28 protein-coding genes are annotated in these 24,213 nt (G+C 55.5%); 12 read left to right on the top strand and 16 right to left on the bottom strand.

Going from position 1 to position 24,213, the window contains the following annotated elements; genetic code table 11:
• Positions 1-2 precede the first annotated feature (2 nt).
• Genes BM323_RS01585 through ghrA form a run of 3 tightly spaced genes read right to left on the bottom strand, consistent with a single transcriptional unit; the run spans position 3 to position 2,291 of the window.
• The gene (locus BM323_RS01585; protein WP_008102748.1) at positions 3-563 is read right to left on the bottom strand and encodes a TorD/DmsD family molecular chaperone; all 561 of its coding nucleotides are present in this window, start codon (positions 561-563) and stop codon (positions 3-5) included.
• A gap of 27 nt (positions 564-590) precedes the next feature.
• Positions 591-1,328, bottom strand: coding sequence for a phosphatase (locus BM323_RS01590; protein ID WP_008102746.1), 738 nt, complete (start codon positions 1,326-1,328; stop codon positions 591-593).
• 24 nt (positions 1,329-1,352) lie between these two features.
• Positions 1,353-2,291 carry a glyoxylate/hydroxypyruvate reductase GhrA gene (gene ghrA, locus BM323_RS01595; protein ID WP_008102744.1) on the bottom strand — a complete coding sequence of 313 codons (939 nt, stop codon included), beginning with the start codon at positions 2,289-2,291 and terminating at the stop codon, positions 1,353-1,355.
• A 208-nt stretch (positions 2,292-2,499) separates the two neighbouring features.
• On the opposite strand from ghrA, the gene treA reads away from it, so the two are divergent.
• Complete coding sequence (treA, locus tag BM323_RS01600; RefSeq protein WP_008102742.1) at positions 2,500-4,179, top strand: alpha,alpha-trehalase TreA; 1,680 nt, start codon at positions 2,500-2,502, stop codon at positions 4,177-4,179.
• 240 nt (positions 4,180-4,419) lie between these two features.
• A complete protein-coding gene (locus tag BM323_RS01605; protein WP_008102740.1) occupies positions 4,420-6,519 on the top strand; it encodes a TonB-dependent siderophore receptor in 2,100 nt (699 codons plus the stop codon).
• A 62-nt stretch (positions 6,520-6,581) separates the two neighbouring features.
• Here the strand turns inward: BM323_RS01605 and BM323_RS01610 are convergent, their stop codons facing one another.
• Positions 6,582-6,830 (bottom strand): GlsB/YeaQ/YmgE family stress response membrane protein, encoded by a 249-nt coding sequence (locus BM323_RS01610; protein WP_008102737.1) that lies wholly within the window; start codon positions 6,828-6,830, stop codon positions 6,582-6,584.
• Positions 6,831-7,016: 186 nt separating this feature from the next.
• Here BM323_RS01610 and BM323_RS01615 point away from each other — a divergent pair, with 186 nt between their 5' ends.
• Positions 7,017-7,751, top strand: a complete 735-nt coding sequence (locus BM323_RS01615) for a flagellar brake protein (RefSeq protein WP_008102735.1) — start codon at positions 7,017-7,019, stop codon at positions 7,749-7,751.
• 202 nt (positions 7,752-7,953) lie between these two features.
• Here the strand turns inward: BM323_RS01615 and BM323_RS01620 are convergent, their stop codons facing one another.
• The 7 genes from BM323_RS01620 to BM323_RS01650 all read right to left on the bottom strand — a co-directional run bounded on the left by BM323_RS01620 (position 7,954) and on the right by BM323_RS01650 (position 15,491).
• Positions 7,954-9,441 (bottom strand): FGGY family carbohydrate kinase, encoded by a 1,488-nt coding sequence (locus tag BM323_RS01620; protein ID WP_008108199.1) that lies wholly within the window; start codon positions 9,439-9,441, stop codon positions 7,954-7,956.
• A gap of 2 nt (positions 9,442-9,443) precedes the next feature.
• Positions 9,444-10,388, bottom strand: a complete 945-nt coding sequence (locus tag BM323_RS01625) for a transketolase family protein (RefSeq protein WP_008108198.1) — start codon at positions 10,386-10,388, stop codon at positions 9,444-9,446.
• On the bottom strand, positions 10,381-11,214 hold the full coding sequence (locus tag BM323_RS01630; protein ID WP_008108197.1) for a transketolase: 834 nt from the start codon (positions 11,212-11,214) through the stop codon (positions 10,381-10,383). Before BM323_RS01630 ends, BM323_RS01625 begins: the two co-directional genes overlap by 8 nt.
• Positions 11,215-11,302: 88 nt before the next feature.
• Entirely contained in the window at positions 11,303-12,409 is a 1,107-nt protein-coding gene (locus BM323_RS01635) for an ABC transporter permease (RefSeq protein WP_008108196.1), read from the bottom strand.
• A 1-nt stretch (position 12,410) separates the two neighbouring features.
• Complete coding sequence (locus BM323_RS01640; RefSeq protein ID WP_008108195.1) at positions 12,411-13,925, bottom strand: sugar ABC transporter ATP-binding protein; 1,515 nt, start codon at positions 13,923-13,925, stop codon at positions 12,411-12,413.
• Positions 13,925-14,536: a DUF2291 family protein gene (locus BM323_RS01645; protein WP_008108194.1), complete on the bottom strand. Its 612-nt coding sequence runs from the start codon at positions 14,534-14,536 to the stop codon at positions 13,925-13,927. Before BM323_RS01645 ends, BM323_RS01640 begins: the two co-directional genes overlap by 1 nt.
• A 13-nt stretch (positions 14,537-14,549) precedes the next feature.
• A complete protein-coding gene (locus BM323_RS01650; protein ID WP_008108193.1) occupies positions 14,550-15,491 on the bottom strand; it encodes a D-ribose ABC transporter substrate-binding protein in 942 nt (313 codons plus the stop codon).
• A 183-nt stretch (positions 15,492-15,674) separates the two neighbouring features.
• Between BM323_RS01650 and BM323_RS01655 the strand changes: the two genes are divergently transcribed.
• Entirely contained in the window at positions 15,675-16,625 is a 951-nt protein-coding gene (locus tag BM323_RS01655) for a sugar-binding transcriptional regulator (protein WP_008108192.1), read from the top strand.
• 46 nt (positions 16,626-16,671) lie between these two features.
• On the opposite strand, the gene emtA is transcribed toward BM323_RS01655, so the two are convergent.
• Positions 16,672-17,301 (bottom strand): membrane-bound lytic murein transglycosylase EmtA, encoded by a 630-nt coding sequence (emtA, locus tag BM323_RS01660; protein WP_072093393.1) that lies wholly within the window; start codon positions 17,299-17,301, stop codon positions 16,672-16,674.
• Between the two features lie 163 nt (positions 17,302-17,464).
• Between emtA and ldcA the strand changes: the two genes are divergently transcribed.
• Positions 17,465-18,388 carry a muramoyltetrapeptide carboxypeptidase gene (gene ldcA / locus BM323_RS01665; protein WP_008108191.1) on the top strand — a complete coding sequence of 308 codons (924 nt, stop codon included), beginning with the start codon at positions 17,465-17,467 and terminating at the stop codon, positions 18,386-18,388.
• A gap of 23 nt (positions 18,389-18,411) precedes the next feature.
• Positions 18,412-19,086 carry an MBL fold metallo-hydrolase gene (locus BM323_RS01670; protein ID WP_008108190.1) on the top strand — a complete coding sequence of 225 codons (675 nt, stop codon included), beginning with the start codon at positions 18,412-18,414 and terminating at the stop codon, positions 19,084-19,086.
• A 1-nt stretch (position 19,087) separates the two neighbouring features.
• Here the strand turns inward: BM323_RS01670 and BM323_RS01675 are convergent, their stop codons facing one another.
• Complete coding sequence (locus BM323_RS01675; protein ID WP_008108188.1) at positions 19,088-19,471, bottom strand: hypothetical protein; 384 nt, start codon at positions 19,469-19,471, stop codon at positions 19,088-19,090.
• A 129-nt stretch (positions 19,472-19,600) separates the two neighbouring features.
• Entirely contained in the window at positions 19,601-19,780 is a 180-nt protein-coding gene (locus BM323_RS01680) for a hypothetical protein (protein WP_008108187.1), read from the bottom strand.
• A 199-nt stretch (positions 19,781-19,979) separates the two neighbouring features.
• Between BM323_RS01680 and BM323_RS01685 the strand changes: the two genes are divergently transcribed.
• The 3 genes from BM323_RS01685 (at position 19,980) to BM323_RS01695 (ending at position 21,321) form a co-directional block, all read left to right on the top strand.
• Positions 19,980-20,309, top strand: coding sequence for a hypothetical protein (locus BM323_RS01685; RefSeq protein WP_008108186.1), 330 nt, complete (start codon positions 19,980-19,982; stop codon positions 20,307-20,309).
• 61 nt (positions 20,310-20,370) lie between these two features.
• Positions 20,371-20,922 carry a hypothetical protein gene (locus BM323_RS01690; protein WP_008108185.1) on the top strand — a complete coding sequence of 184 codons (552 nt, stop codon included), beginning with the start codon at positions 20,371-20,373 and terminating at the stop codon, positions 20,920-20,922.
• A gap of 150 nt (positions 20,923-21,072) precedes the next feature.
• Positions 21,073-21,321, top strand: coding sequence for a CsbD family protein (locus BM323_RS01695; RefSeq protein WP_007891510.1), 249 nt, complete (start codon positions 21,073-21,075; stop codon positions 21,319-21,321).
• A 28-nt stretch (positions 21,322-21,349) separates the two neighbouring features.
• Here BM323_RS01695 and BM323_RS01700 read toward each other — a convergent pair whose 3' ends face one another.
• Both BM323_RS01700 and BM323_RS01705 read right to left on the bottom strand, forming a co-directional pair.
• Positions 21,350-21,544, bottom strand: a complete 195-nt coding sequence (locus tag BM323_RS01700) for a hypothetical protein (protein WP_036649441.1) — start codon at positions 21,542-21,544, stop codon at positions 21,350-21,352.
• A 101-nt stretch (positions 21,545-21,645) separates the two neighbouring features.
• The gene (locus BM323_RS01705; protein WP_008108184.1) at positions 21,646-21,843 is read right to left on the bottom strand and encodes a DUF6404 family protein; all 198 of its coding nucleotides are present in this window, start codon (positions 21,841-21,843) and stop codon (positions 21,646-21,648) included.
• Between the two features lie 270 nt (positions 21,844-22,113).
• Between BM323_RS01705 and BM323_RS01710 the strand changes: the two genes are divergently transcribed.
• The 3 genes from BM323_RS01710 to BM323_RS01720 all read left to right on the top strand — a co-directional run bounded on the left by BM323_RS01710 (position 22,114) and on the right by BM323_RS01720 (position 24,088).
• On the top strand, positions 22,114-22,296 hold the full coding sequence (locus BM323_RS01710; protein ID WP_036649445.1) for a type II toxin-antitoxin system HicA family toxin: 183 nt from the start codon (positions 22,114-22,116) through the stop codon (positions 22,294-22,296).
• Between the two features lie 40 nt (positions 22,297-22,336).
• Positions 22,337-22,732: a type II toxin-antitoxin system HicB family antitoxin gene (locus BM323_RS01715; RefSeq protein WP_008108182.1), complete on the top strand. Its 396-nt coding sequence runs from the start codon at positions 22,337-22,339 to the stop codon at positions 22,730-22,732.
• Between the two features lie 99 nt (positions 22,733-22,831).
• Positions 22,832-24,088, top strand: coding sequence for a mechanosensitive ion channel family protein (locus BM323_RS01720; RefSeq protein WP_036649439.1), 1,257 nt, complete (start codon positions 22,832-22,834; stop codon positions 24,086-24,088).
• The last annotated feature ends 125 nt before the right edge of the window (positions 24,089-24,213 follow it).

Here is a 24,213-nt window from a genome sequence, read left to right on the forward strand (position 1 = left end):
GGTTAGGCCTCGTCGCCCTGCTCTTCGTTCAGCTCGTCGTACATCGCCTGAATCGCCTCACGGCTTAGCGCCGCCAGCGTGCGATAAAACGCCGTGGTAGCATGCGCTTCCACTTTGCCGAGGAACGCGCCGCACCACGGCAGCAGATACTCATCAAACAGCGCCAGCTGCGCGGCGGATTCATCTTCCGCTGACTGATCTTCCAGCCATGATGCCGCCAGCAGCAGCACGCCAAAGTGATCGGCGGGTGCTTCGCTCAGCGGCATGCCGCGCGCGCTGAGAAATGCACGCACGTCCGCTTCAGCAACCCCGTTCGGCCACTGGGATGCGTACGGCGGCACGCTGCAGTCGCTGCCAACAAACAGCGCGTTGTAGTCGGCGGCCAGCGCCTGCGGATCGCTATTCTGCTGCAGGCGCGTCAACAGTTCATCCTGCTCCAGCGGCCACTGCTGTTGCAGTTTGCCTTCACGCAGCAGAGTGAACAGCGGCACCAGCAGCGGATCCTGCGGCTGGCGATTAAACAGCGAGCCGATGACGCGGCAGAGAATGGAAAACTCATTCATGCAACAGAATTCCTTGAGGCAAAAAAGTTAAAAATCAGCAAATTCGGCAATCGTTTTACCGGTGCGCAGTTCGAGGAAATCGAGCAGGCGACGCGGCGTGACATTTAACACGCGATCTTCAGGAAAATCCACTTCGCTGGTGATGCGCAGGCAGTGTTCGAAATTTCCCAGCGTAAACGCCGTATGCGAATCGGAGCCAAATGCCAATTTACCGCCCGCATCGCGCACCGCTTCGGCAATAGCGCGACAGTTCGGTTCGCTGCCGAGGCGCGAATGGGTAAAGGAGGAGTTGTTGATCTCCAGCGCCACATCGTAATGCGCGGCGGCTTCGGCTATTGCGCGGATATCCACTGGGAATTTCGGGTTGCCCGGATGCGAAATGATATGCACCAAACCGCCCGCCATCGCCGCAATCATCGCTTCGGTGTGATGCTTTTTATCACGCGGTGCATAAACCGGCTCGTGGAAGCCCGCAACGATCAGATCCAGCGCATCGAGCATCGGGCCGCTGCAATCGATCTCGCCCTGCTGATTTTTGATGTTGGCTTCAATGCCGCGCAGCACGCCAACGCCATCAATCACCCGCGGCCAAATGCGCATGTTAACGAAGTGCCAATAGTGCGGCGCATCGGCCATATCCGGACCGTGATCGGTAATCGCGAACAGCTTCAGGCCGTTCTTTTTCGCCTGCGCCACATAATCATGCAGCGTGCTGTAAGCATGCGTGCTGGCAACGGTGTGCATATGTAAATCAACGGGATACATCTTCATCTCCTGACCCAATGTGAATTAATAACCGCGCTGGCGATCGACCAAACCACCCGGCTGTTGACCTTGCTCCAGAGCAAGTATGGCATCCGCAATGTAATCCATCGCCTCGGCTGGCAAGGTAATCGCTGCAGTATGTGGCGTGATTGTGACATGCGGATGAGACCACAACGGATGATCGTGCGGCAGCGGCTCGGTCTGGAACACATCCAGCGCGGCGGCGGCCAATTGACCGCTGTTCAGCGCCGCCAGCAGATCGGCTTCCACCACATGCGCACCGCGCGCCAGATTGAGGAAGCAGGCACCGCGCGGCAACGCGCTGAGCAGCTGGCTATCAATGAGGTTGGTGGTTTCCGGCGTGGTAGGCAGCAGATCGATCAGCACCTGCGTGCCCTCCAGAAACGCATTGAGTTGATCGCGGCCATGGAAGCTTTGCACGCCGTCGATCTGCTTCGGCGAACGGCTCCAGCTGCGTAACGGGAAGCCCCATTGACGCAAACTCTCCAGCACGCTGCGGCCTAACACGCCCGCGCCGAGCACGCCAATGGTGAAGTTCTCGCGATCCAAACCATCCAGCTCCTGCCACTGCCCCTGCTGCTGCAGTTGACGGTATTCCGCGAAACGGCGGAACCAGCCTAGCACGCACCAGTTGGCGTACTCCTGCATCTGGCGCGCCATGCCGGTATCTTCGAGGCGGAATAACGGCACATTGTCAGCCAGCATTTGTGGATTGTCACGCAGCTGCTTGAGGATCTCGTCCACGCCCGCGCCCATGGCAAACACGCCTTTCAGTTGACGCCCCGCCAGCATCTCAACCGGCGGCGAACGCACCACCGCGTAATCGGCCGGCGCGTTGTCGCCCGGCTGCCAGTAACGCACGCGCGCCTCAGGTAAACGCTGATGCAAACCTTCCAGCCAGCCCTGCGGCGCCAGCGACGGGTGATACCAGATAATCTCCATTCGACTCTCCTTTTTTTTGCTTCAGCCTCAGGCAAATAGCCGAACAGGGCAAGCAAAAACCTTAGCCTTGATGCAATTTCTCGCGTGATTAATTCCGGGCGCTTCACATTTCCACCGCTGTACAAGGCTAAGCGGTGCGATTGCGACTAAAGTTGTTCGGGTGGTCAATGCGTTAGCACACCACCTTTTCGGACAAGGAGAAAAACCGATGATAAAAAATGCCGTATTCACGCCCGCGCGTCTGACCTTTTTACTCAGCGCTGCGTTGCTGGCCGCTGCCAGCAACGCACACGCCGACGCTCAAAGCCGCATGCTCAGCAACCAACCGCAGCCGCCAGATGTGCGTCTGGGACCGCTTTTCAATGCCGTGCAGCAGGCGAAATTTTATCCGGACCAGAAAACCTTCGCCGATGCGGTGCCGAAATCCAATCCCTCTTCGATTCTGGCCGACTGGCAGATGCAGAAAAGCCAGCGCAACTTCGATCTCAAGCATTTTGTCGACAGCAACTTCACGCTGCCAAAAGAGGGAGACAAATATGTGCCGCCCGCCGGGCAAAGCCTGCGCGAGCACATCAACGGTTTATGGCCGGTGCTGACACGCACCGCGCAAAGTGCCAGTCAGTACGATTCGCTGCTGCCGCTGCCGAAACCTTACGTGGTGCCAGGCGGCCGATTCCGCGAAGTCTATTACTGGGACAGCTACTTCACTATGCTCGGCCTGGCGGAGAGCGGTAACTGGGATCGCGTGCAGGATATGGTGGATAACTTCGCCACCGAACTCGATAAATATGGCCATATCCCCAACGGCAACCGCAGCTACTATCTCAGCCGCTCGCAGCCGCCGTTCTTCAGCCTGATGGTTGACTTGCTGGCGACGCACAAAGGCGACGATGTCTATCGCCAATACTTGCCGCAGCTGCAGAAAGAGTACGATTACTGGATGGCGGACAGCGACAAAGTGGCAGCCGGCCAGGCCAGCAAACGCGTGATCAAACTCAGTGACGGCACGCTGCTTAACCGCTACTGGGACGATCGCGATGCACCGCGCACCGAATCCTGGCTTGATGACGTCAACACCGCGAATAAAGCGCCGGATCGTAATAAGCAGCAGGTTTATCGCGACTTGCGTGCTGGCGCGGCATCAGGCTGGGATTTCAGTTCGCGCTGGTTCACCGATGCGCACAATCTGGCGTCCATCCGCACCACGCAGCTGGCGCCGGTCGATCTTAACAGCCTGATTTTCCACCTCGAACAGACATTGTCTAAAGCGTCCAAACTGGATAAGCAGGATGACAAAGCCAAACAGTTCGCGGCGGATGCCGAGAAACGTCAGGCGGCGATCAATCGCTATCTTTGGGATGACAAAAAAGGCTGGTACGCCGATTACGATTTCCAGAAGAAGCAGGTTCACTCACAGCTGACCGCCGCCACGCTGTTCCCGCTCTATATGCAGGTGGCGAGCGATAAGCAAGCTGAGCGCACCGCTTCCGCCGTCGAAAAACAGCTGCTGAAACCGGGCGGCCTGGTGACTACTACGGTGAATAACGGCCAGCAATGGGATGCGCCAAACGGCTGGGCGCCGCTGCAATGGGTGGCGGTGGAAGGTCTTGAGCATTACAAGCAGCCGAAACTGGCGCAGCAGATTGGTCAGCGCTTCCTGCAGAACGTGCAGGCAACCTATGACAAGGAGCATAAGCTGGTCGAGAAATATGTGGTTGAAGGTGCGCAGTTGGGCGGTGGTGGTGGCGGTGAATATCCGCTGCAGGACGGCTTCGGCTGGACCAACGGTGTGACGCTAAAGCTGCTCGATAAGTACTGCCCGAAAGACAAAACCTGTAATAACGCTGGCGATATCCCGAATATGCCGGTTTTGAGTAGCGCGAAGTAACGTTTTTCCTGATCCATATGTAACCGTTGTAGGGTCGCCATTCATGGCGACCATTAAATCAGGTGCGCATTAATGCGCACCCTACAGCCTCATATGCTCGCACGCGAATCCCGCCCTGCCTGTGCATTTTCCTCACAACCCTCTTACAACAAACTCACATCTTGAAACACTCGCGACAAAAGATAATAATTCTCAATCTAATATCGATAGCTATTCCCATTAAAATATCAGGAACCTCTCATGACCTCGCTGTTTACCCTTAACCGTGGCCGCGTTCTGTGCGCGCTTGCGCTGGCTTTACCCGCTGCAAGCTTCGCCGAAGAGTCGATTGTCGTCACGGCGCAACCGCAAGAGAGCGCCACCTCGCCGACGCAGGGCTATCTCGCCACGCGGAGCAGCGGCGCCAGCAAAAGCGATCAGCCGCTGATTACCACGCCGCAGTCAATTTCGGTAGTCACTCGTCAGCAGATGGAAGATCAGGGCGCGCAGGATCTCAATCAGGCGCTGGGTTACACGCCGGGCGTGTTCACCAACTTTGGTGGTGCCGCCACGCGTTACGACACCATCGCGCTGCGTGGTTTCCACGGCGGCGATGTCGACAACACCTTCCTCGATGGCCTGCGCGTAATGAGTGACGGCGGCAGCTTCAACATCCTGCAGGTGGACAACTGGTTCCTTGATCGCATTGATGTGATCAAAGGTCCCTCCTCCGCGCTTTACGGCCAAACGGTGCCGGGCGGATTAGTGAACATGGTGAGCAAGCGTCCGCAGTTTGCCGAAGAGGGTCACTTCCGCCTGTCGAGCGGCACCAACGCCACCAACAGCGCCGCCTTTGATTACACCAACGCCATCAACGATCAGTGGGCGTTTCGCTTAACCGGCATCACGCGCAACAGCGATACGCAGTACGATCACACCCGCGAAGAGAAATATGCGATTTCGCCTCAGCTGATGTGGCAGCCAAGTGAAGACACCAACTTAGTGCTGCGCGCCTATCTGCAGAAAGATCCATCCGGCGGCTATCACGGTTCGGTACCGGCGGAAGGCACGCTCTACAGCCATAACGGCCGCAAGTTGAGCGACAGTTTCTACGAAGGCGACAGTTCGCTCGATCAGTTCAAACGTCGCGAGCAGATTTACAGCTATGACTTCTCACACCGCTTCAACGAAGTCTGGTCGGTATACTCCACCGGCAGCTACAGCCACTCGAATACCGATCTCGATCAGGTTTATCAAATTGGCTGGAACGCAACGAATCCTGACCTGCTAAACCGTTACTACTCCGGCGAGCGTTCATCACTGAGCGCATGGGCGAATGACAACCGCTTGCAGGCCGATTTTGCTACTGGCGCGGTGCAGCATCGCGTGACGCTGGGCGCGGAATACCATCGCTATAAAAATGACATCACCAAAGCCAGCGGTGCCGCCAGCGCGCTGAATGCGTGGAACGGCGAAGAAGTGGGCATCATGCCGGACTTCGACTGGACATCGCAGACGCGCCGCTACTATCAAACCGGTTTGTATCTGCAGGATGAGTTGCAGCTCGATCGCTGGCATTTGGATTTGTCGGGACGCTATGACCGCATCGTGTCGGAAAACGGCACTAGCCGTCGTCAGGACGATCACATCAGCGGCCGCGCCGCGCTGCTGTATGCCTTCGAGAACGGCATCTCGCCATACGTCAGCTGGAGCCAGGCGATTACGCCAGCTTCGTTAACCGATCCGCAGGGCAATCAGCTGAAACCGACCACCTCAGAGCAATATGAAGCGGGCGTGAAATATCAGCCGGTAGGCACGCGCGATATGTACTCAATCGCGCTGTACGATTTGACCCAGGACGATGTCGCCAACCGTAACGTGCTGGACGGCACCTACACGCCGTCGGGCAAAGTGCATTCGCAGGGGATTGAACTCGAAGCCCGTAATCAGCTGACGCAGCGTTTCAGCACCATCGCAGGCTACACGCTGAATCATCTGCGCTTCAAAGATTCGGTGGACGGTAACGATGGTCATACGCCGTATGTCACGCCGAACAGCATGGCATCGTTGTGGGGACATTATCAGTTTGACTACGGCTTGAGCGCCGGCGCCGGTGTGCGCTATATCGGCAAACAGTGGGCGGATAACGAGAACACCACGCGTCTGCCATCCGTGACGCTGTTTGATGCGTCAGTTCGCGCCGATCTGGGCGCATGGAACTCACAGCTGAAAGGCGCATGGCTGCAGGTGAATGCCAACAACCTGACTGATAAAAAGTATCTGGCCGCTTGTTATGGCACCGGTTACTGCTATCGCGGTGCCGAGCGTACTGTGATGGCTACGGTGGGCTACGACTTTTAATCAGACATAAAAAAATCCGCCATCCTTTACGGAATGGCGGATTTCATCAAATCTCTATGCTGTTAACTTCGTACTTTACGGTAAATCCACAGCACCACAATGGCACCAATCACGGCCACCACGAAGCTACCGAAGTTGAAACCGTCAACTTTACCGAAACCAAACAGGGTACTGATCCAGCCACCGACAACCGCACCAACCACACCCAGAACCACGGTGATGATAAAGCCGCCGCCATCTTTACCCGGCATAATCCACTTCGCGATAATCCCGGCAATCAGACCAAAAATAATCCATGAAAGAATACCCATGTACTGCTCCTTACGTTATTAATCAATGTGTTCACCGCCTCTAGTATAGACGGGATTTTATGATCTGCCTCGCAACTTACCGCAGTAAATAATCGTTAGCTAACTAAAGGTTAGCGCAGCCACGCCGATAACTGACGAACAGCATTGTCAGTCGTGAAAATAACAATCGGATAAGTGGAGCAGGACGTGGGAGAAGCCGATAAAGAACAATACCTCAAGCGAGGCACGTTAGCGGTTTTGGGCGTGATGAAGGATCTGTTGCGTTTTCAAACCCCGTTGATGGTGAATTTTTCGCGCGGTCAGTTTATCAGCCGCATGCTGTCAGCCGATGAAGATCAGGTGATCTTTGACCTTGGCAGCAACGCGCTGGATAACGATTTAGCGCTGCAAGGTGGTGAAGTGAATATCTTTGCCGAAACGCACGGTGCCAAAGTCGAATTTAGCTTAATCGGTTTACAGCGTATCGAATTCGAAGGCTTGCCCGCTTTTGCTGCGCCACTACCCGAACTGGTGTGGCAGATTCAACGCCGTGAGTTCTTCCGTGTCAATGCGCCGCTGGAACCGGTTTTTTATTGCCACAGCCAGTGGCCGGATGGAACCACTGCGCGTTTTCGCCTGCAGGATCTGTCATTGGGCGGCGTGGGCGTGCTGCTGGACGAAGCGCTGCCAGAAGGCCTCAATCGCGGCGATACCTTTAAAAAGCTGCGCGTTGACCTGGCTGAATACGGTCACTTTGAGGTGACCGCACAGCTGCTGCACATTGGTGAGCGCACCATGGTGACCAGCAAGAATGAAACTCGCGTCACACCGCGCCTCAGCTTCCGCTTTACCGCCATCGAGCCGATTCAGGAACGCCAGCTGCAGCAGGTAATTTTTGCGCTGGAACGTCTGGCGCGTGATAAGGCCAACCGTTTCCAATAGCTTCGTTCAATTTTATGGCGTAATGCTTGTCAGCCAGGCGTGAATCGGTCGCCATGAATGGCGACCCTACAAAGGATTGGCGCGTTTTTCGTAGGGTGCGCATTCATGCGCACCTGCATACATATGTAGATTAATGCTTAACTGAGCGGCTTTACGCCACTCATGGCGACCACTACCCCAGATTTGCACAAAACCGCACCCATCATCGTGGCTGATAACGGCAACGCGCCACCGCATCGAGCCAGCCGTGATAATTCTCTTGCATGCTTTTCGCCTGATCTTCACGCGGCATAATTACGCTGCCGCCCTGCAACGCCTGCATCTCACTGCCCTGCTGCCACCAGCCTAAGGTGCGGCCCGCTAATAGCGCGGCACCCAGCGCAGAAACTTCGGCCGTCGGTACGCGTTTCAGTGGCCGCTGCAACACATCGGCCTGCATCTGCATCAACCAGCCGTTTTCCGTGGCGCTGCCATCCACGCACAGCGCAGGAAGTTGCACGCCGCTGGCCTGCTCCATGGCAAAAAACACGTCGGCGATCTGGAAAGTGATCGATTCCAGCGCCACGCGCGCCAGCACCTCCGGCGTTGCAGCATCGGTCAAACCACACACCATGCCGCGCGCTTTTAAATCCCACCAGGGCGCGCCGAGACCAGAGAGCGCCGGTACAAAATAGATGCCCTGGTTGTGTTCGCTGCGCTGCGCCAGCGCGGTGAGTTCTCGTGGGTCCTTGATGCCCAGCATGCGGCCCAGCCACGCCGCGCCGGAACCGGTGTGGGTAATATTGCCTTCAAAGGCATAGCGCAGCGTGCCGTCGTGCCACGCCACCGTGGTGCTGAGGCCATTTTCCGTTAGCAGCGGCGTCGCCATCGACATCATCAGTGACGAACCGGTGCCGTACGTGGCTTTGACCACCTCTTCGCTGCCACTGCGCTGCGCTTGCAGTGCGGCGTGCGAATCGCCGATGCGCGACAGAATTGGCGTGCCAGGCGCTAAACCGGGAATATCGTTACGTGTCACTACACTCTGCTCGCTGGCCGAGGGCACAATCTGCGGCAGCGCCGCGCGGGGAATATGGAACAGCGCTAGCAGTTCCTCGTCCCAATCGCCACTGTGCAGGTTATATAACTGGGTGCGCGCCGCATTGGCATGATCGGTGACAAAGCTTTCGCCGCCACTCAGCTGCCAGCTCAGCCAGCTATCCACGGTGCCGATACAGAGTTCACCGGCCTGCGCGCGAGAAAATCCGTTCGGCAGCGCGGCCAGCATGCCGGTGAGCTTACCGGCCGGGAACATCGGATCGACCGCCAACCCGGTAAGCCCAGTGATGCGCGGCGCTTTACCCGCCACGCGCAAATCGCGACAAAACGCCTCCGAGCGGCGATCCTGCCAGCTGACCAGCGGCGTCAGCGGCTGACCGTTATGTCGCTGCCAGATCAGTACCGATTCGCGCTGGTTGCTGATCGCCACTGCCGCAACTTGCGCACCCGCACACTGCGCCAGACAATCGCTCACCGCCTGTTTAACCGCCTGCCAAATCGCCAGTGGATCCTGCTCCGCCAAACCCGGCTGCGGATGTTCCAGCGTCAACGGCTGGCTACCACGCGCCACCACGTTCCCGCCACGATCAACCGCTATCGCTTTCGCGTTGGTGGTGCCTTCATCAATTGCCAGTATCACCGAACCTGCCATCTTTACGCTCCTGCACAGATGCGCGCTGCACTCTTCACTACGCTGGCGGCATCAATGCCATGTCGGGCACGGGTTGAGGCGCGATCGCCCGCAATCGCGTATTCGCCATCGGGGATACCCAAACGCAGCAGCGGGATGCCACAGCCGCCTTCCGCCAGCACTTCTGCCACCAGGCTGCCGACGCCGCCGTTGACGTTGTGTTCTTCCACGGTAATTACCGCTGGATAGTGATTTAACAGCTCGCGCAGCTGTTGGGTATCACAAGGTCGAATCGATGGAATGCTGATCACACCTGCTGTAATGCCTTGCTCATGCAGTTGCTCGGCGGTGTGAACCACCTCGTGAACCGTCGAGCCCATCGCCACCAGCACAATGTCATGACCTTCACGTAAAACGTCGATTTGGCCAGGACGGAATTGGTAGTTCTCATCGTGCAGCTGCGGCAGATCTTTACCGTCCAAACGGATATACACCGGTCCAACATGCGCCAGCGCATACTCAATAATCTGTCGGCACTCCAGCGGGCAGGATGGCGCGTAAATTTCGATGTTGCCGAAGCCGCGCATCACCGCAATGTCATCGATGCTGTGATGGGTGCTGGCGAGCGGCCCGTAGCTGGCACCGGCATTCAGGCCAAACAATTTCACGTTGGTGTTGTTGTAGCAGACGTCGACCTTAACCTGCTCATTGGCGCGCGAAACCAGGAACGGCGCGGCGTTACAGGTTACGGCCACTTTGCCGCCAATCGCCAGACCAGCGGCGGTGCCCACCAGCGTTTGTTCGGCGATACCCACGTTAACCAGCCGATCGGGAAAGGCTTTGATAAAGGGCGCAATTTTGGCGGTTGAAGTGGAATCGGCCACCACCGGCACTAAATCGACGCCGCGATTAACCGCATCAATAAATGCCTCGACCATTACCGTCGCCAGGTGTTTTGCATTACTCATCTTTCAACTCCTCCAGTGCCAACTCAATCTCTTCCCCTTTCGGCACGCGGTGATGCCACTCCGGTTTGCCCTGAATAAAGGAGATGCCGAAGCCTTTTTCGGTGTGCGCCACAATCACCTGTGGCTTGCCGCTGTTGCGCGGCAGGTTTTCGATGGCCTCAACCACCGCCGCCATGTCATTACCGTTGCACTCGCTCACCTCCAGACCAAAGGCGCGCCATTTATCCGGCAACGGATCGGTGTTCATGATGTCGCGCGTGTGCCCCGCCAGCTGCAGCTTGTTCTTGTCGTTGATGATCACCAGGTTATCGAGGCCGTAATGCGCCGCTACCAGCGCCGCTTCCCAGTTGCTGCCTTCTGCCAGCTCACCGTCGCCGGTAACGACAAAAATACGTCGGTCGCTGTTATCTTTCTTCGCCGCCAGCGCAATGCCGACCGCCACCGGTAAACCGTGGCCCAGCGCACCGGTATTCAGCTCAACGCCTGGCGTTTTTTGACGCACCGGATGGCCCGGCAGATGTGAATCCGAATGCTGATAGGTCGGCAGCCATTCGGTCGGGAAATAACCGGCTTCTGCCAGCACGCAGTAATAACCGCCCACCGCGTGGCCTTTCGACTGGATATAGATGTCGCGTTGCGGATCGTTGGTGCGATCCGGCGCGCAGTTAAGAATGCGAAAATAGAGTGCGGTGAGGATCTCCACCTGTGAGAGATCGGCACCGGTATGCCCGCCCGCCGGGCTGCCCGCATTGAGCTGAATGATGCGGCGGCGCACGGCGCGCGCTTTCGCTGCCAGATCCGCTACCGAATATTTGAAAGGATTCATAGACACCTCTGAATTTTAAAGCATGGATGAATATTTATTCGTGATGGAGAAAAAAAGGTGCAGACAATCAGCGCCTGCACCCAACCGATTAACCTTTTGCCGGGCTACCGCCCTCCTCAATCAACGCTTTCTGCGCCACCACCGCCGCTTTCTGCTGCATGCGGCTCTGCATTTGGTCGATGATCACCGCCACGATAATCACGATGCCTTTGATCACCATTTGCCAGAACTCGCTCACGCCCATCATGATCAAACCGTCGGCGAGAAAGCCGATCACGAAGGCACCAATCAGCGTGCCGAGAATGGTGCCGCGTCCACCGGCCAGCGAGGTGCCGCCCAGCACCACTGCGGCAATCGCGTTCATTTCAAAGGAGGTTCCGTTCGCCGGATGGCTGGCTACCAGCTGAGACGAAACCACGATGCCGGCAATTGCCGCGCAGAAACCGGAGATGGCATACACCCAGATTTTCACCGACTTCACTTTCACGCCCGAGAGTTCAGCAGCGCGTTCGTTATCGCCAATCGCGTAAACCTGACGACCAAACGGTAGACGGCGCGCGACATAGGCAATCACCAGCGCCAGCAGCACCATCATCCAGATGGCCCACGGCAAACCAAGAAAATAGCCCGCGCCAATTTTGTCGAATCCGGTATTGCCGAGCATTTCATTGCCCTGTAAACCGGGAAAGGTTTCGCCGCCTGACGTAAGCATCGCCGTGCCGCGCAAAATGTACATGGTGCCGAGCGTGCAGATGAACGGTGCCACGTTATAGCGCGTGATGATCCAGCCGTTTGCCGCGCCAATCAGGCCGCCAATCAGCAACACAATCGGTACGATCAGCCACACGCTGGGGAAGATGGCGATGCCAAACATCGGCAACACAATGCCTTTGGTGATCAACCAACCGGCGATCATGCCGCACAGGCCGAGCGTGGCGCCGATGGAGAGATCGATGCCCGCCGTGATGATGACAAATGTGATGCCGAGCGCGAGGAAGGCGTTAATGGCGATGTGTTTCACCATGATCACCATGCTGCCCACCGCGAGGAAATCGGGCACAGTGATAGCGAAGAAACCGACAATCAGAAACAGCGCAATAAAGGTGCGCAGTTTGAGCAGCAGCAATATCAGGCTTTCGCGTGAGTTGAACGCTTTAGCTGGCGATGCGAGCGCGAGCGCGCCGTTGTTTTTCATATCAGAACCCTTGTGCGCTTGCTTTAACCAGCGCCGCCTCTTCCGCTTCAGCGCGCGGCAGGTCAGCAGTTAATTTGCCGCCGGACATCACAATGATGCGATCGGCAACGGCCATGATCTCTTTCAAATCAGAGGTGGAGAACACCACCGCAATGCCCTGTTCGGACAGCTTCACCATCATGCGGAACACTTCGCCTTTGGCCCCGACGTCGATGCCACGGCTTGGTTCATCCAACAGCAGCAAGCGCGGATTGGTCAGCAGCGAACGGCCAATCACCACCTTTTGCTGATTGCCGCCGCTCAGCGCGCTGATGGCGACATCTGGCGAAGAGATTTTGATCGCCAGATTGCCGACGGTGCTGGACACCACTTCGCGTTCCGCCTCCTCTGAAATCACCGTGCGATGCGACAGACGCCGCCAAAGGCTGGCGATGGTGAGATTGCTCGCCACCGATGAGATGGGAAAAATGCCCGAGCGTTTGCGATCTTCCGGCACCAGACTCATGCCCATACGGATACGTTCTGCGGTCGGCAGACGCGTCGGCAGCGGTTTGCTGTCGAGCCACAGCTTGCCGAGATAGTTACGCTGCGTACCGAGCAAACACTCAAACAACTCGGTGCGTCCTGCGCCCATCAACCCGTAAATGCCGACGATCTCCCCGGAACGCACCTGAAAGCTGACATCATCCACCAGCGTGTTGCCGTTCGGGCTGACGCAGGTGATGTGTTCAGCTTCCAGCACCGGCGCACCAAACTGGCGGTCCGGCGGCAGAAAGGTGCCCACCGGTTCGCTGCCCAGCATTTCGCGTACGATCCACGGCACGTCGATATCGCTGACCTGCGCTTCAGCCTGAAAACGCCCGTCGCGCAGAATGGTGATCACATCGCCAATCGCCATCAGCTCCTCCAGCCGATGCGAGATATAGATGATGGAAACGCCCTGGCGCGTCAGTTCGCGGATCACCCGAAACAGGATCTCCACTTCGGTTTTGCTCAGCGCCGAGGTCGGTTCATCGAGGATCAAAATGTCGGCGTCCTCCGCCAGCGCTTTGGCGATCTCCACCAGTTGCTGCTGGCCGACCTTCAGGCTGCCAACCTTCTCATCCGGTGAAATCGGCTGATCGAGGCGCTGCATCAGCGCGGCGGTGCGGCGTTTCTGCTCGACTTCATTGATGGGCCGGATGCCGCTTTGAATTTCGCGGCCGAGGAAAATATTTTCCGCCACGCTGAGGTTTTCAAACAGGTTGAGTTCCTGATGCACCATGCCGATGCCGTGGCGCGCGGCGTCTCGCGTGCTGTGAAAAGCCACTTTGGTGCCGTTGAGGAACATCTCACCGCTGGTCGGCTGCTGCACGCCGGCGAGAATCTTCATTAGCGTCGATTTCCCCGCGCCGTTCTCGCCGATGATGACGTTGACTTTGCCGCGCCACACGCGGTAATCCACACGATCCAGCGCTAAGGTGCCGGGGAACAGCATCGACATCTGATTGGCCTGCAGAATGATCTCGTCGCTCATTATGGATTCCCCTGCTTCAGCTGAATCGCCACCACATCATCCACCGTGCCTGCGCCCATGCTGACGGCAAGCAGCGCCTGCGCCGGTTTGCCCACCCAGCTGGCATCCACCGCTGGCAGCTGTTTCACCGCATGGCGATTCAGTGCTTTGGTCAGTTGCGCGTATTGCACCTGATTGGTGAACTCTTCAAAGCGGAAACCGGCCGCATCGCGGATGGCGTTGCCGCGCAGCACCGGACCAATCAACACTTTCACCGGCTTGCCGTTGATGGTCATGGTGAGGCTGCGTTCCCGATCGTTGCTGTTGTCAAACGCCGTCACAGTGCCCGCTGCACGCACAAACACGCTTTCGCTGCCGCCGGCTTTGACGGTATGGCTTTTGGTTTCCATATCTGCCCAGCTCAGCGCCTGCTTCTCAGCGGGCTGCTGCACGCGGCTGGCCCAGCTTGACTCCGCGATCTGCTGCGGCGTTTGATCGCTATAGCCCGGTTTGGCGTTGGGATCTTTCGGCATGATGGGTTTGCCGTCGGCATCCAGATCCACCACGGTGCAGGCGGCTAACATCAGCGTCAGCAGCGCCACCAGCATGCCGCTCAGCGCTTTCCCCTTCATGCCGACCTCCATGTTATTGCGCCAGCTTGAAGGTTTTCAGCTTCGAGGCGTTGCTGTCGTCAATCAGCACGCAATCCATCAGCTGCTTCTCCTCTTTCTGCGCTTTGCCATTCTTCAGGTAGTAATCCACCTGCTCAACGGCCATCTGCGCCTGATCCCAGCCCGGCTGCAGCACGGTGGCTTTGATGTTGCCTTTATTAAGGATGGAGTCGCGGGTGTAATCGCTGCCGTCGAAGCCGACCACAATCACATTGGTTTTGCCCGCCGCTTTCAGCGCCGCTTCCGCACCGAGCGCCATGGTGTCGTTACCGGAGATCACGCCAACGATATTCGGGTTCTTCTGCAGGATGGTTTCCATGCGGCTGAAGGCTTCGGTTTGGCTCCAGTTGGCACTCTGCTGCGCCACCATTTTCAGATCGGGATAATCATCCAGCACGTCGTGATAACCCTGCGAACGCACGCCCGCATTGGTATCCGACTCTTTGCCCAGCAGCTCGACGTAATCCCCTTTGCCGTTCAGCAGTTTGGCGAACTTCTCGGCTCCGAGCTGTGCGCCTTGGTAGTTGTTGGAGACGATTTGCGCCACGGCAATGCCGGTTTTGTTGATTTCGCGGTCAATCAGGAAGGTAGGAATGCCGGCATCTTTGGCTTTTTGCACCGGGCCAACCGTGGCATCCGCACCGGCGTTATCGAGGATGATGGCTTTGGCTTTGCGCGCGATGGCGGTTTCGATCAGCTGGTTTTGCTTATTCACGTCATCATCGTGTGAGGCCACCAGCGTGGTGTAACCGAGCGCTTTGGCTTTTTCCTGCGCGCCATCGGCTTCCGCTTTAAAGAACGGGTTGTCATGTGATGGCGTAATGATGGCCAGCAACCCCTTATCCGCCGCCAGCGACGCCGCCGAGATCATCATGATTGAAGCAAGTAGAGAGACTTTGAGGACAGAGGCTTTCATTTGTTATCTCCGATTGAATATATATTCAATTGCGATTTTATATGCATAATGACTATGCGCTGGCTTTCTGAGCACGTCCATTGCCCGATCCTCAAAAAGCGAAAACGATCACAAAATGTTCTGCGTTGTTATTTATGACAGGCTGATTAACAATACCAGGCAGGTTAAGAGAGAGAAAAAACCATGGCAAAACAGGATGAACAGCGGCTGATGGTGAAAATCGCCACGCTTTATTATGTGGAAGGCAGGAAGCAGTCCGACATTGCGCAGCTGCTGAAGCTGTCGCAATCCTTTGTGTCGCGCATCCTCAATCGCAGCGTGAAAGAAGGTGTGGTGAAGATCAGCGTTGTGCCGCCGGCCAATGTGTTCCCTGAACTGGAAAAAGCCATTGAGCAGCTCTATCAACTGCCGCAGGTGATTGTGGTGGATGTGCCGGATCAGGCGTCGGCGTTGCAGATTAAACAGGCGATCGGTTCCGCTGCCGCGCACTATCTGGAAACGCGGGTGCGCGCCGATGAGCTGATCGGCATTTCATCCTGGAGCGGCACGATTCGCGCGATGGTGGATGCGCTGCATCCGCTCAGCGCGCCGTGCAAAGGCGTGATTCAGCTGCTGGGCGGCGTGGGCGCCAACGGCAATGTGCAGGCCACGATTCTGACGCAGAATCTGGCGGCGCTGCTGGATTGTCCGGCGTGGCTGCTGCCGTCGCAGTCGATTGAGCATTCTGTGCAGGATCGCCAGCGTTTGTCGGTTAATCCCGATGTCGCGGTGGTACTGGAAAAGTTTGATCAGGTGGATCTGGCGATTGTCGGCATCGGCGATCTCGAGCCTTCCGCCCTGCTACGCAACTCCGGTAACTATTACGACGGTGAGATGTTGCAAACGCTGGCCGAACGCGGCGCGGTGGGCGATATCTGCCTGCACTATTTTGACGCCGATGGTCAGCCGGTGCTGAGTGCAGAGGAAGATCCGGTGATTGGCATGGAGCTGGCGCAGGTGAAACGCTGTCCGCAGGTGGTGGCGTTAGCGGGCGGTAAAGAGAAAGCGCAGGCGATTCGCGGGGCGTTACGTGGTGGTTATGTGCAGGTGCTGATTGTGGATTATCCGACGGCGAGAATGTTGGTGGAGGGTTAGTTTGGTGGGGTTATTGATAAGGTCGCCATGAATGGCGACCCTACATTCAACCAATGGTGCGGTAGGCGGTGGTGACTTTCCACAGATAACGCGGAGCCTGCGCCGCCGGATGTTTGTTCTGTACGTGCTGGTAAAACTCGTCCGGCGTCATGGAATTAATCATCGCAATCGCACGGTCGCGGTCACGCGAGAAGGTCCGCAGCAAGGCGCCCGCGCCGTTGGCGTAGGAGACAATGGTGGCGTAACGCAGCGTCAGCGGATCACGAATCCCGGCTAATGCAGAGTCCTGCAAAATTTTCAGGTAGGCGGCGCCGATATCAATGTTCTTCGCCGGATCGCGCAGCTCGGAAGAGGATGGCTGACCATGACGGCCCTGAGTGCGATAGACTTCGCGGCCCGCAGTCGAAGCCTTAATTTGCATCAGACCGACCGCATTGGAACGGCTCACCACGGTGGGATTGCCTCCGGATTCGACACTAATAATGGCGCTGATTAACTTCTCATCAACGCCATAATGACTGGCGGCATCTTCGGTAAACATTGACCATGCATCATTCACTTTCGACGGCGGTGCCTGGGTCAACGGCGTATTCTTCTCGGGCAGTGCCGGTTTTTCCGGCTCGCTTGAACAGCCAGCAAGCAGCAGTGCAGAAAGCATAAGTAGGCGAATTTTCACTGATTTTTGGTTCCGCAATAGGGTTGGCGCAAGCTATCATACCTGGCGCAGCGCGATGCAAAATTACCGTTTATCCTAAATCGGTAAAAAACCTTATGCTACCGTGACTTCGATAACGCATTTCGTCATCATCGGCAGGCCACTCTACAGCAGGATGGAAGTTATGGTTACTCCCCGCACGCTACGTCTTATCGCCCCTTCCGGTTATTGCCACAATCAGGACGCCGCCCAACGTGCGGTGCATCGTTTACAGGCCGCAGGCCATCATCTTGAGAATCTCTCCGCCATCACCCGCCGCTTTCAACGCTTTGCTGGCGATGATGCGCAGCGGCTGAATGATATCAATGCGCTGGCTACGCTGGAGGCGCTGCCTGATATCGTGCTGGCGGTGCGTGGCGGTTATGGCACTTCACGCTTGCTGGATAAGATCGATTACGTGGGTCTGCAACGTCGATTGCTCAATCAACCGGTGGCGCTGTGCGGCCACAGCGATTTCACCGCTCTGCAGCTGGCGTTACTGGCGCAAATCGGCCTGATTACCTTCAGCGGTCCGATGCTGGCCGGTAACTTTGGTGCAGAGGCATTATCTGATTTTACCGAGTCGCACTTTTGGCAAACGCTAACTTCACCTACAGTCAATCTAAGCTGGCCGAGCGCAAGCCCGGATCACGGCCGCTGGCAAGGCACCTTGTGGGGCGGCAATTTAGCGATGATTTGCTCGCTGATTGGTACGCCGTGGATGCCGCAAATCGAAGGCGGGATTCTGGTGATCGAAGATGTGAACGAACATCCATTCCGCATCGAGCGCATGCTGATTCAGCTGCAGCAGAGTGGCATTTTGTCGCGCCAGCAAGCGATTATTACCGGCAGCTTCACCAGCACATCGCTGTCGGCGTATGACAACGGTTTTGATTTTTCCACCGTGTGGCAGCGCATCCGTGATGAGTTTCAGATTCCGGTGATTAGCGATCTGGCTTTTGGACACGATGCCGATACCGTGACGCTGCCGCTGGGTGCCAGCGCCACGTTGCAGATTGAGAATGGAGAAGCACAGTTCGCCTTCACCGGCCACCCGACATTGCGCTAACGTTTTGCCGCAGGAGACCGACAATGAAGCCACTGTACGACGACTTGTGGATCTCCACGCCAGAATTCCCCGCCGAAGAGACGGCGAGTGATCTAATGATGCATGGCTTTATGCTGTGCCACCCACGCGGCAATTTATTGATTGGTCGCGTGGAGCATCCACTCGACCATGAATTCCTCAACGATGCCGGCGGCGTGATTCGCCACTATTTGACCCACTGGCATGAAGCCGCACCGGGCGCGATCGCCATTCAGCAGCGCTTTAATAGTGCGCTCTATTGTCACAGTCGTTCGCTGGGACCGGTTAGTTTAGTGATTGAGCCTGACGAAACCTTTACCCAACAAGAGACACACTTCGGCGATTTTCACCTGTTGCCGACGCCCGGACATACGCCCGGCAGCAGCAGCTATCTCTATCACTCGCCGCTCGGCCAGACTTATCTGTTTGTCGGCGATACGCTGACCCGCGACTATAACCGCTGGATCAGCGTGCTGATGCCCGACAGCAATCCTACCGAACTGCAGCAGTCGCTTGAGCTTTATCGCTCATTGCGTCCCGATGTGGTGTTGATGAGCACCACGCGCGGACATCTGTCGTGGGCCAAAGTGAATTTGCAGAGCTGGCTGGCAGCCATCGATGAGGCAGAACAATCACCGCTGGATTTGCGCCAGCGGCAACTGATCAAACAGGGTTATTAACTCACGAATTTGGGCGCGCGCTGTCGTCGTAGCGTTCCAGCGAAAGAATCTGTGCATCGCGCTTATCGGTACGGCTGCAGGGCAACAGCTTGTTGCTGTTGGCGTAGACGAAGAAGGTTTCATCGTTATTTTTATTCACGATTAACTGGTCGCCATTACGAAAACGGGTGATGGCAACTTTGTCACCGCCTTTCAGGCTGGTGCGCTGCTGACCAGCAGCGATCTGGAAGTGGCGCGTCGGCCACATTAAGGTACTCAAACCATACTCGGCACGCGATACCGTCATGGTGGGACGGCCGGGACAGGTAATTTGATATTCGGTTTCGCTCCAGGCGGGCGCAATCTGACAAGCCAGCACGCCAACGGCCATAACTATCGCCTTCATTGGGTTCTCCGCTGAGGTTAAATGATGATTTCGTGGAGTGATTGGCCTTGCTGCTGCATTCCATGAACGTTATCTAACAGCAGCAAAGCCTGGTACATCAAACGTGGCGAAATTTCGCGGGAGCAGGAACTACTCAGCAGCCACTTGCGCCGCGACCAACATCAATGCCAGCCCGGCCTCTTCGGCTTCAAAACGCTGCATCACTTCCTGAATGGCCGCTACGCAGTTCATTACCTGCTTCTTTTTGTCGGCTTCTAATTTGTCGATCGCGTGCTGAAGAATCATTAAACTCGCTTCTTCTTCTTTCATTAATTTACCCTTGTTTTGCTTACCCGGTGCGCAACGCTGGCAAGAATACCGTTTCTCTGCTAGTAAAGTCACCCCTTTACATTCCTTCCGCTTAACGATTATACAAATGACAAATGGGAAGCAGCGCCAGACCTGCTATGATCCACTTATCAGTACGCATTGGCGTGCCATTGCAAACCAGGGAATGAAGCAGGTGCTCATGTGGCGAATCACGGTTGTACTCACCCTTTTAGTTTTAGCTGGCTGCAGTTCCGCACCGAAAGGTGTCGACTGTCCGGGCGAAGTGTCGACGATTTATGGACAATCGATGGGCAATACGCAGGCGCGCATCTTTGATTTGGTGAACGCCTTCGCCGTCTCGCGCGACGGCGTGAAGGTGCAAAGCGGCACGCTGCACTCTACCGATCGCTTTCAGTACGTGCCTTCGGCCATCACCGCAGAAGGCTTCTACGCGCAACGGCTGTCTGATAAACAGTTCCGCCTGATCAATCCCTATCAGAACACCATGATCACCTGGACGTGCCCATAAGCCGTGCGTCGCAGTGCGAGATGGTTTATTGTCTGACCATCTCACGCTGCGGACCTGCCTGATGGAAAAGAGTCTGGATAACAACGGTTATATCGATTTCCCCTTCCCGGCCAGTACTAATGCGGATGGCTCGGTGAATCCTTGTGGATTCGACCTGACGCTGGAAACCGATCGTATTGATGAGATCACCGCCGGTAAACATTCCGAAAATATGCGGCGCCTACTGGAAGAGGTCAATTTGCAGGAGGGCTTGTTTATGACGCTGGCCTGCGACTGGCAGCAGCGTGACGACGGCGTGTGCGGCTTTATCGATGTGGCATTTCGTCCGACAACTGCAGGCTTTAACACGGAAGAAACACAAAGCCTCGATCAGGCGTTTGAAATCTACCTCAGCCGACAAGAGAAGCAGCACAATATGCAGAGCGGCACGCTGATCAATTATGCGCGTGCCGTGTTGGATTGGGGTTGGTCACCGCTGCAGCAGCGCCACATGCGTTATGAAAAAGTGACCTTGCGCTATTACTGCCAGCAGGCCGACGATGCCGAATGGTGTTTTGATCATCTGCGTCACTTCCTTGTGAGCTGGTATCCGGCTTATCGTGGAAAAACCTAAGTTCAGTCCCTTGCGTTCCCACCCTTCTGCTGCGCGCAGAATTTTCGCGTACTGCAAACTGCTGTTACAACCTTTACCGCTGCGTCATTTGCTGCCTGCAGTTTCTCTGACTACGCTTTACAGGACATTCACCACGATCAGGGAGTAATTATGAGCGACAAAGCGGAAGCAAAATTGAATGAAGCGGCAGGTGCCGTTCAGGAAAAATTTGGCGAATTCACCGGTTCACGCCGTCAGCAAGCCAAAGGTGCGGCGCGTCGTTATCCGGCTCAGGCTAGCTATGCGGTTCAGGATGCAGCGGATTGTGTGGTGAAATCGGTACGCGATAATCCCGCGACCGGCCTGGCAGTTGCAGCAAGCATTGGTGTGATTGTCGGTTTTCTGCTCGGACGTAAGTAATCTGTAAATGGGGCCTTAAGGCCCCAATTTATCGGCGATGTCCAACATCCTCAACGCGTTCCTGAATATGTTCATCCGGCGTTTCAGCCACATCTGCAGTGCTGTTTTCCATCTTCAAATGACGATCGTGCGGCATGGTGAGCGTAATTACGCCTGAAGGCTGGGCGCAAGCAGCCACGGACAGCAGCAGAAAAAACCACGCAGCGATAACCTTCTTTCCCATCGTTTTTTTACCAGCAAGCTGAGATATGTCGGCTCAGATTGCCCGAGTAAGTGCAAATCAGCGTCAACTTGCCGCAAAGCTCTGTAGTCAGTTGTGTACAACTAAACTTGCGCGCGCCGTGCTTTGTATCGTGCAACCATGGTCATCAGCGCCTGATAAATTAATCCCGCATACAAGCTCATCACGATCACCATGCCGATCTCTTTGCCCTGCGCCTGCCACGAAACAAACCACATAAAAATGCCCCACAACAGGGAAAAAATCAGCCAGCCTTTGACGAACTTGATTACACCTTGCATACCACCTCCTGAATCGTAAGCGCTGAAGATAGCGGTTTAGTCTTTAATTCACACTGCCATCAGCACGTAAATGTTAACTGATTCAAACTTCCATGAAGTGAATTGTAAAGCAACGCAAAGTGATAGGAATACGCTGCACAAATTGCACTTTAGCTCTGCCGCAACTTTGACGTCATCAGGTTAACTTAAGCGCGGTTAAGCATGCCATGAGCAAGGCAGGACGATTGCATGGGTGTGTATCGTGTGTATAATTTGATGGCAGGGATGGCGATGAAAAGCTCTGAGCTAATTAAAATGCTGGTGAACACCGGATGGAGTCTTGAAAGAATCAAAGGCAGTCATCATCAGTTCTCCCATCCTGATTTCAGTTATCTCATCACCGTTCCGCACCCGAGAAAGGACCTAAAAACAGGCACGCTGATGCAGATTTTGAAGGACGCCAAACTTAAATAGCGCGATTACGCCCTACTAAACTCAGCCACAGGTGAACATTATGTTGTATCCCGCCTTTGTTGAAATTGATGTTGATGGCTCTGCCAGCGGTTTCTTCCCTGACGTAACCGGCTGCTACTTTGCTGGAGATACACCTGAGCACACCCTTTACGATGCCCAGTCAGCGCTGAGTGCGCATTTTGAATTAATGGCAGAGAAAGGCATGCTCATTCCCGAACCTTCGCAGAAGTGGATAACCGATTTTAGCCAGACAGGAATTTGGATTTATGTTGAGATCGATATTACGCGTTATCTGGGTAAATCTGAGCGCATCAACATCACTATGCCGAACTTGTTGATTGAGAAGATAGATCAGGCCGTGGGGAATGATGCGCGCTATAACAGCCGCAGCCACTTTCTCGCTGAAGCCGCGCGTAAAGCGTTATCACACTCTTAACGTGTCACTGCGCAACAACGCCTTTGCGCACGCGTAGCATATCGCCTTTGGCGCGTTTATGTTTGAATTCCCGCCAACACTGTCCGGCATGTGGTTGAAATGAATTATTTAAGCAAGATACAAAGTTTTATTGAGGGCAACACGGTGCTGTCGGCCACGTTTAGCCTGGTTTTACTGATGTTTGCCGGCATGATCGCCCATCTGATCTGTAAATTCTTTATCGTGAAAGTGGTCAGAAAGGTGTTCTTCAGCACGCACAAGAATCAGGTGCCGCTGGATAAGGACGTCAGGCTGTCGGAGAAGCTCTCTAACTTTATCCCGGTGATCACGGTCTATTATCTGCTGCAATTTATGCCGGATTTACCTGAGCATCTGTTAATCGCGATAAAGACCATCTGCGGCATTCTGTTCTTCGTCTATTTATCACTGTTCTTTACCGAAGTGCTGGAGATCGTTAATAACTCCTATTCGAAAAAAGCCAAACGCAAAAACCACTCGATCAAGGGTTATATCCAGGTCGGCAAGATTCTGGTGCACATCATTTCGGCGATCATGATTCTGGCGATTATGTCGAATAAATCGCCGGTGATTATTATCTCCAGTTTGGGTGCGGTAGCGGCGGTATTGATGTTGGTGTTCCAGCATACGCTGATGTCGCTGGTGGCCAATATTCAGGTGTCCTCTAACGATGTGTTGCAACTCGGTGACTGGATTGAGATGCCTGACAATGGCATTAGTGGCGAAGTGATCGATATCGCGCTGCATACCATCACCATTCGCAATTGGGACAATACCCTGTCGCGCATCCCGACCAAAAACTTCCTCACCGAAACCTACACCAACTGGCAGGCGATGTTCTCCTCGGGCGCGCGCCGCATTATGCGCAGTTTCCATCTTGATCAGATGTCGATTCGTTTTCTCGATCACGATATGGTGCAGCAAATGAGCCAAATTCGCGGTGTCAGTGAGCAACTCTCGGCGCTGATGGATGGCCGCGACAGCAATGCGGTGGGCGAACGCTGGTTTGCGGAAAACGGCATCACCAACCTGACGGTGTTTCGTAAATACCTGACGGCATGGCTATCGCAGCGCGACGATATCAAGAAAGATATGTATATCGTGGTACGCGCCATGAAGCCTTCACCCGAGGGCTTGCCGGTGGAGGTTTATTGTTTCACCTCGTCAGTGCTGTGGGTGGATTACGAGGATTCTCAATCGGCCATTTTTGAGTATATCTACGCGATTGTCGGCCACTTCTCGCTGCGGATGTATCAGCAGCCGGGCGGTAGTGATTTCTGGCGGCTGTCGCAGGAGCGAGCTCAGGTGGCAAAATCCAATGAGCAGCAAATCGATTGATGCAATAAAAAATGGGAGCCACTGGCTCCCGTTTCTTTAATGTTCGTAAGCCAATGGCTTTCTCTAATGACATGTTGGCGAGAACGATGATTTTACAACTTTATTTGTTGTGAGCCTCCATGTAA

This window comes from Pantoea sp. YR525 (genome assembly GCF_900116775.1).
Lineage (GTDB): Bacteria > Pseudomonadota > Gammaproteobacteria > Enterobacterales > Enterobacteriaceae > Pantoea > Pantoea symbiotica.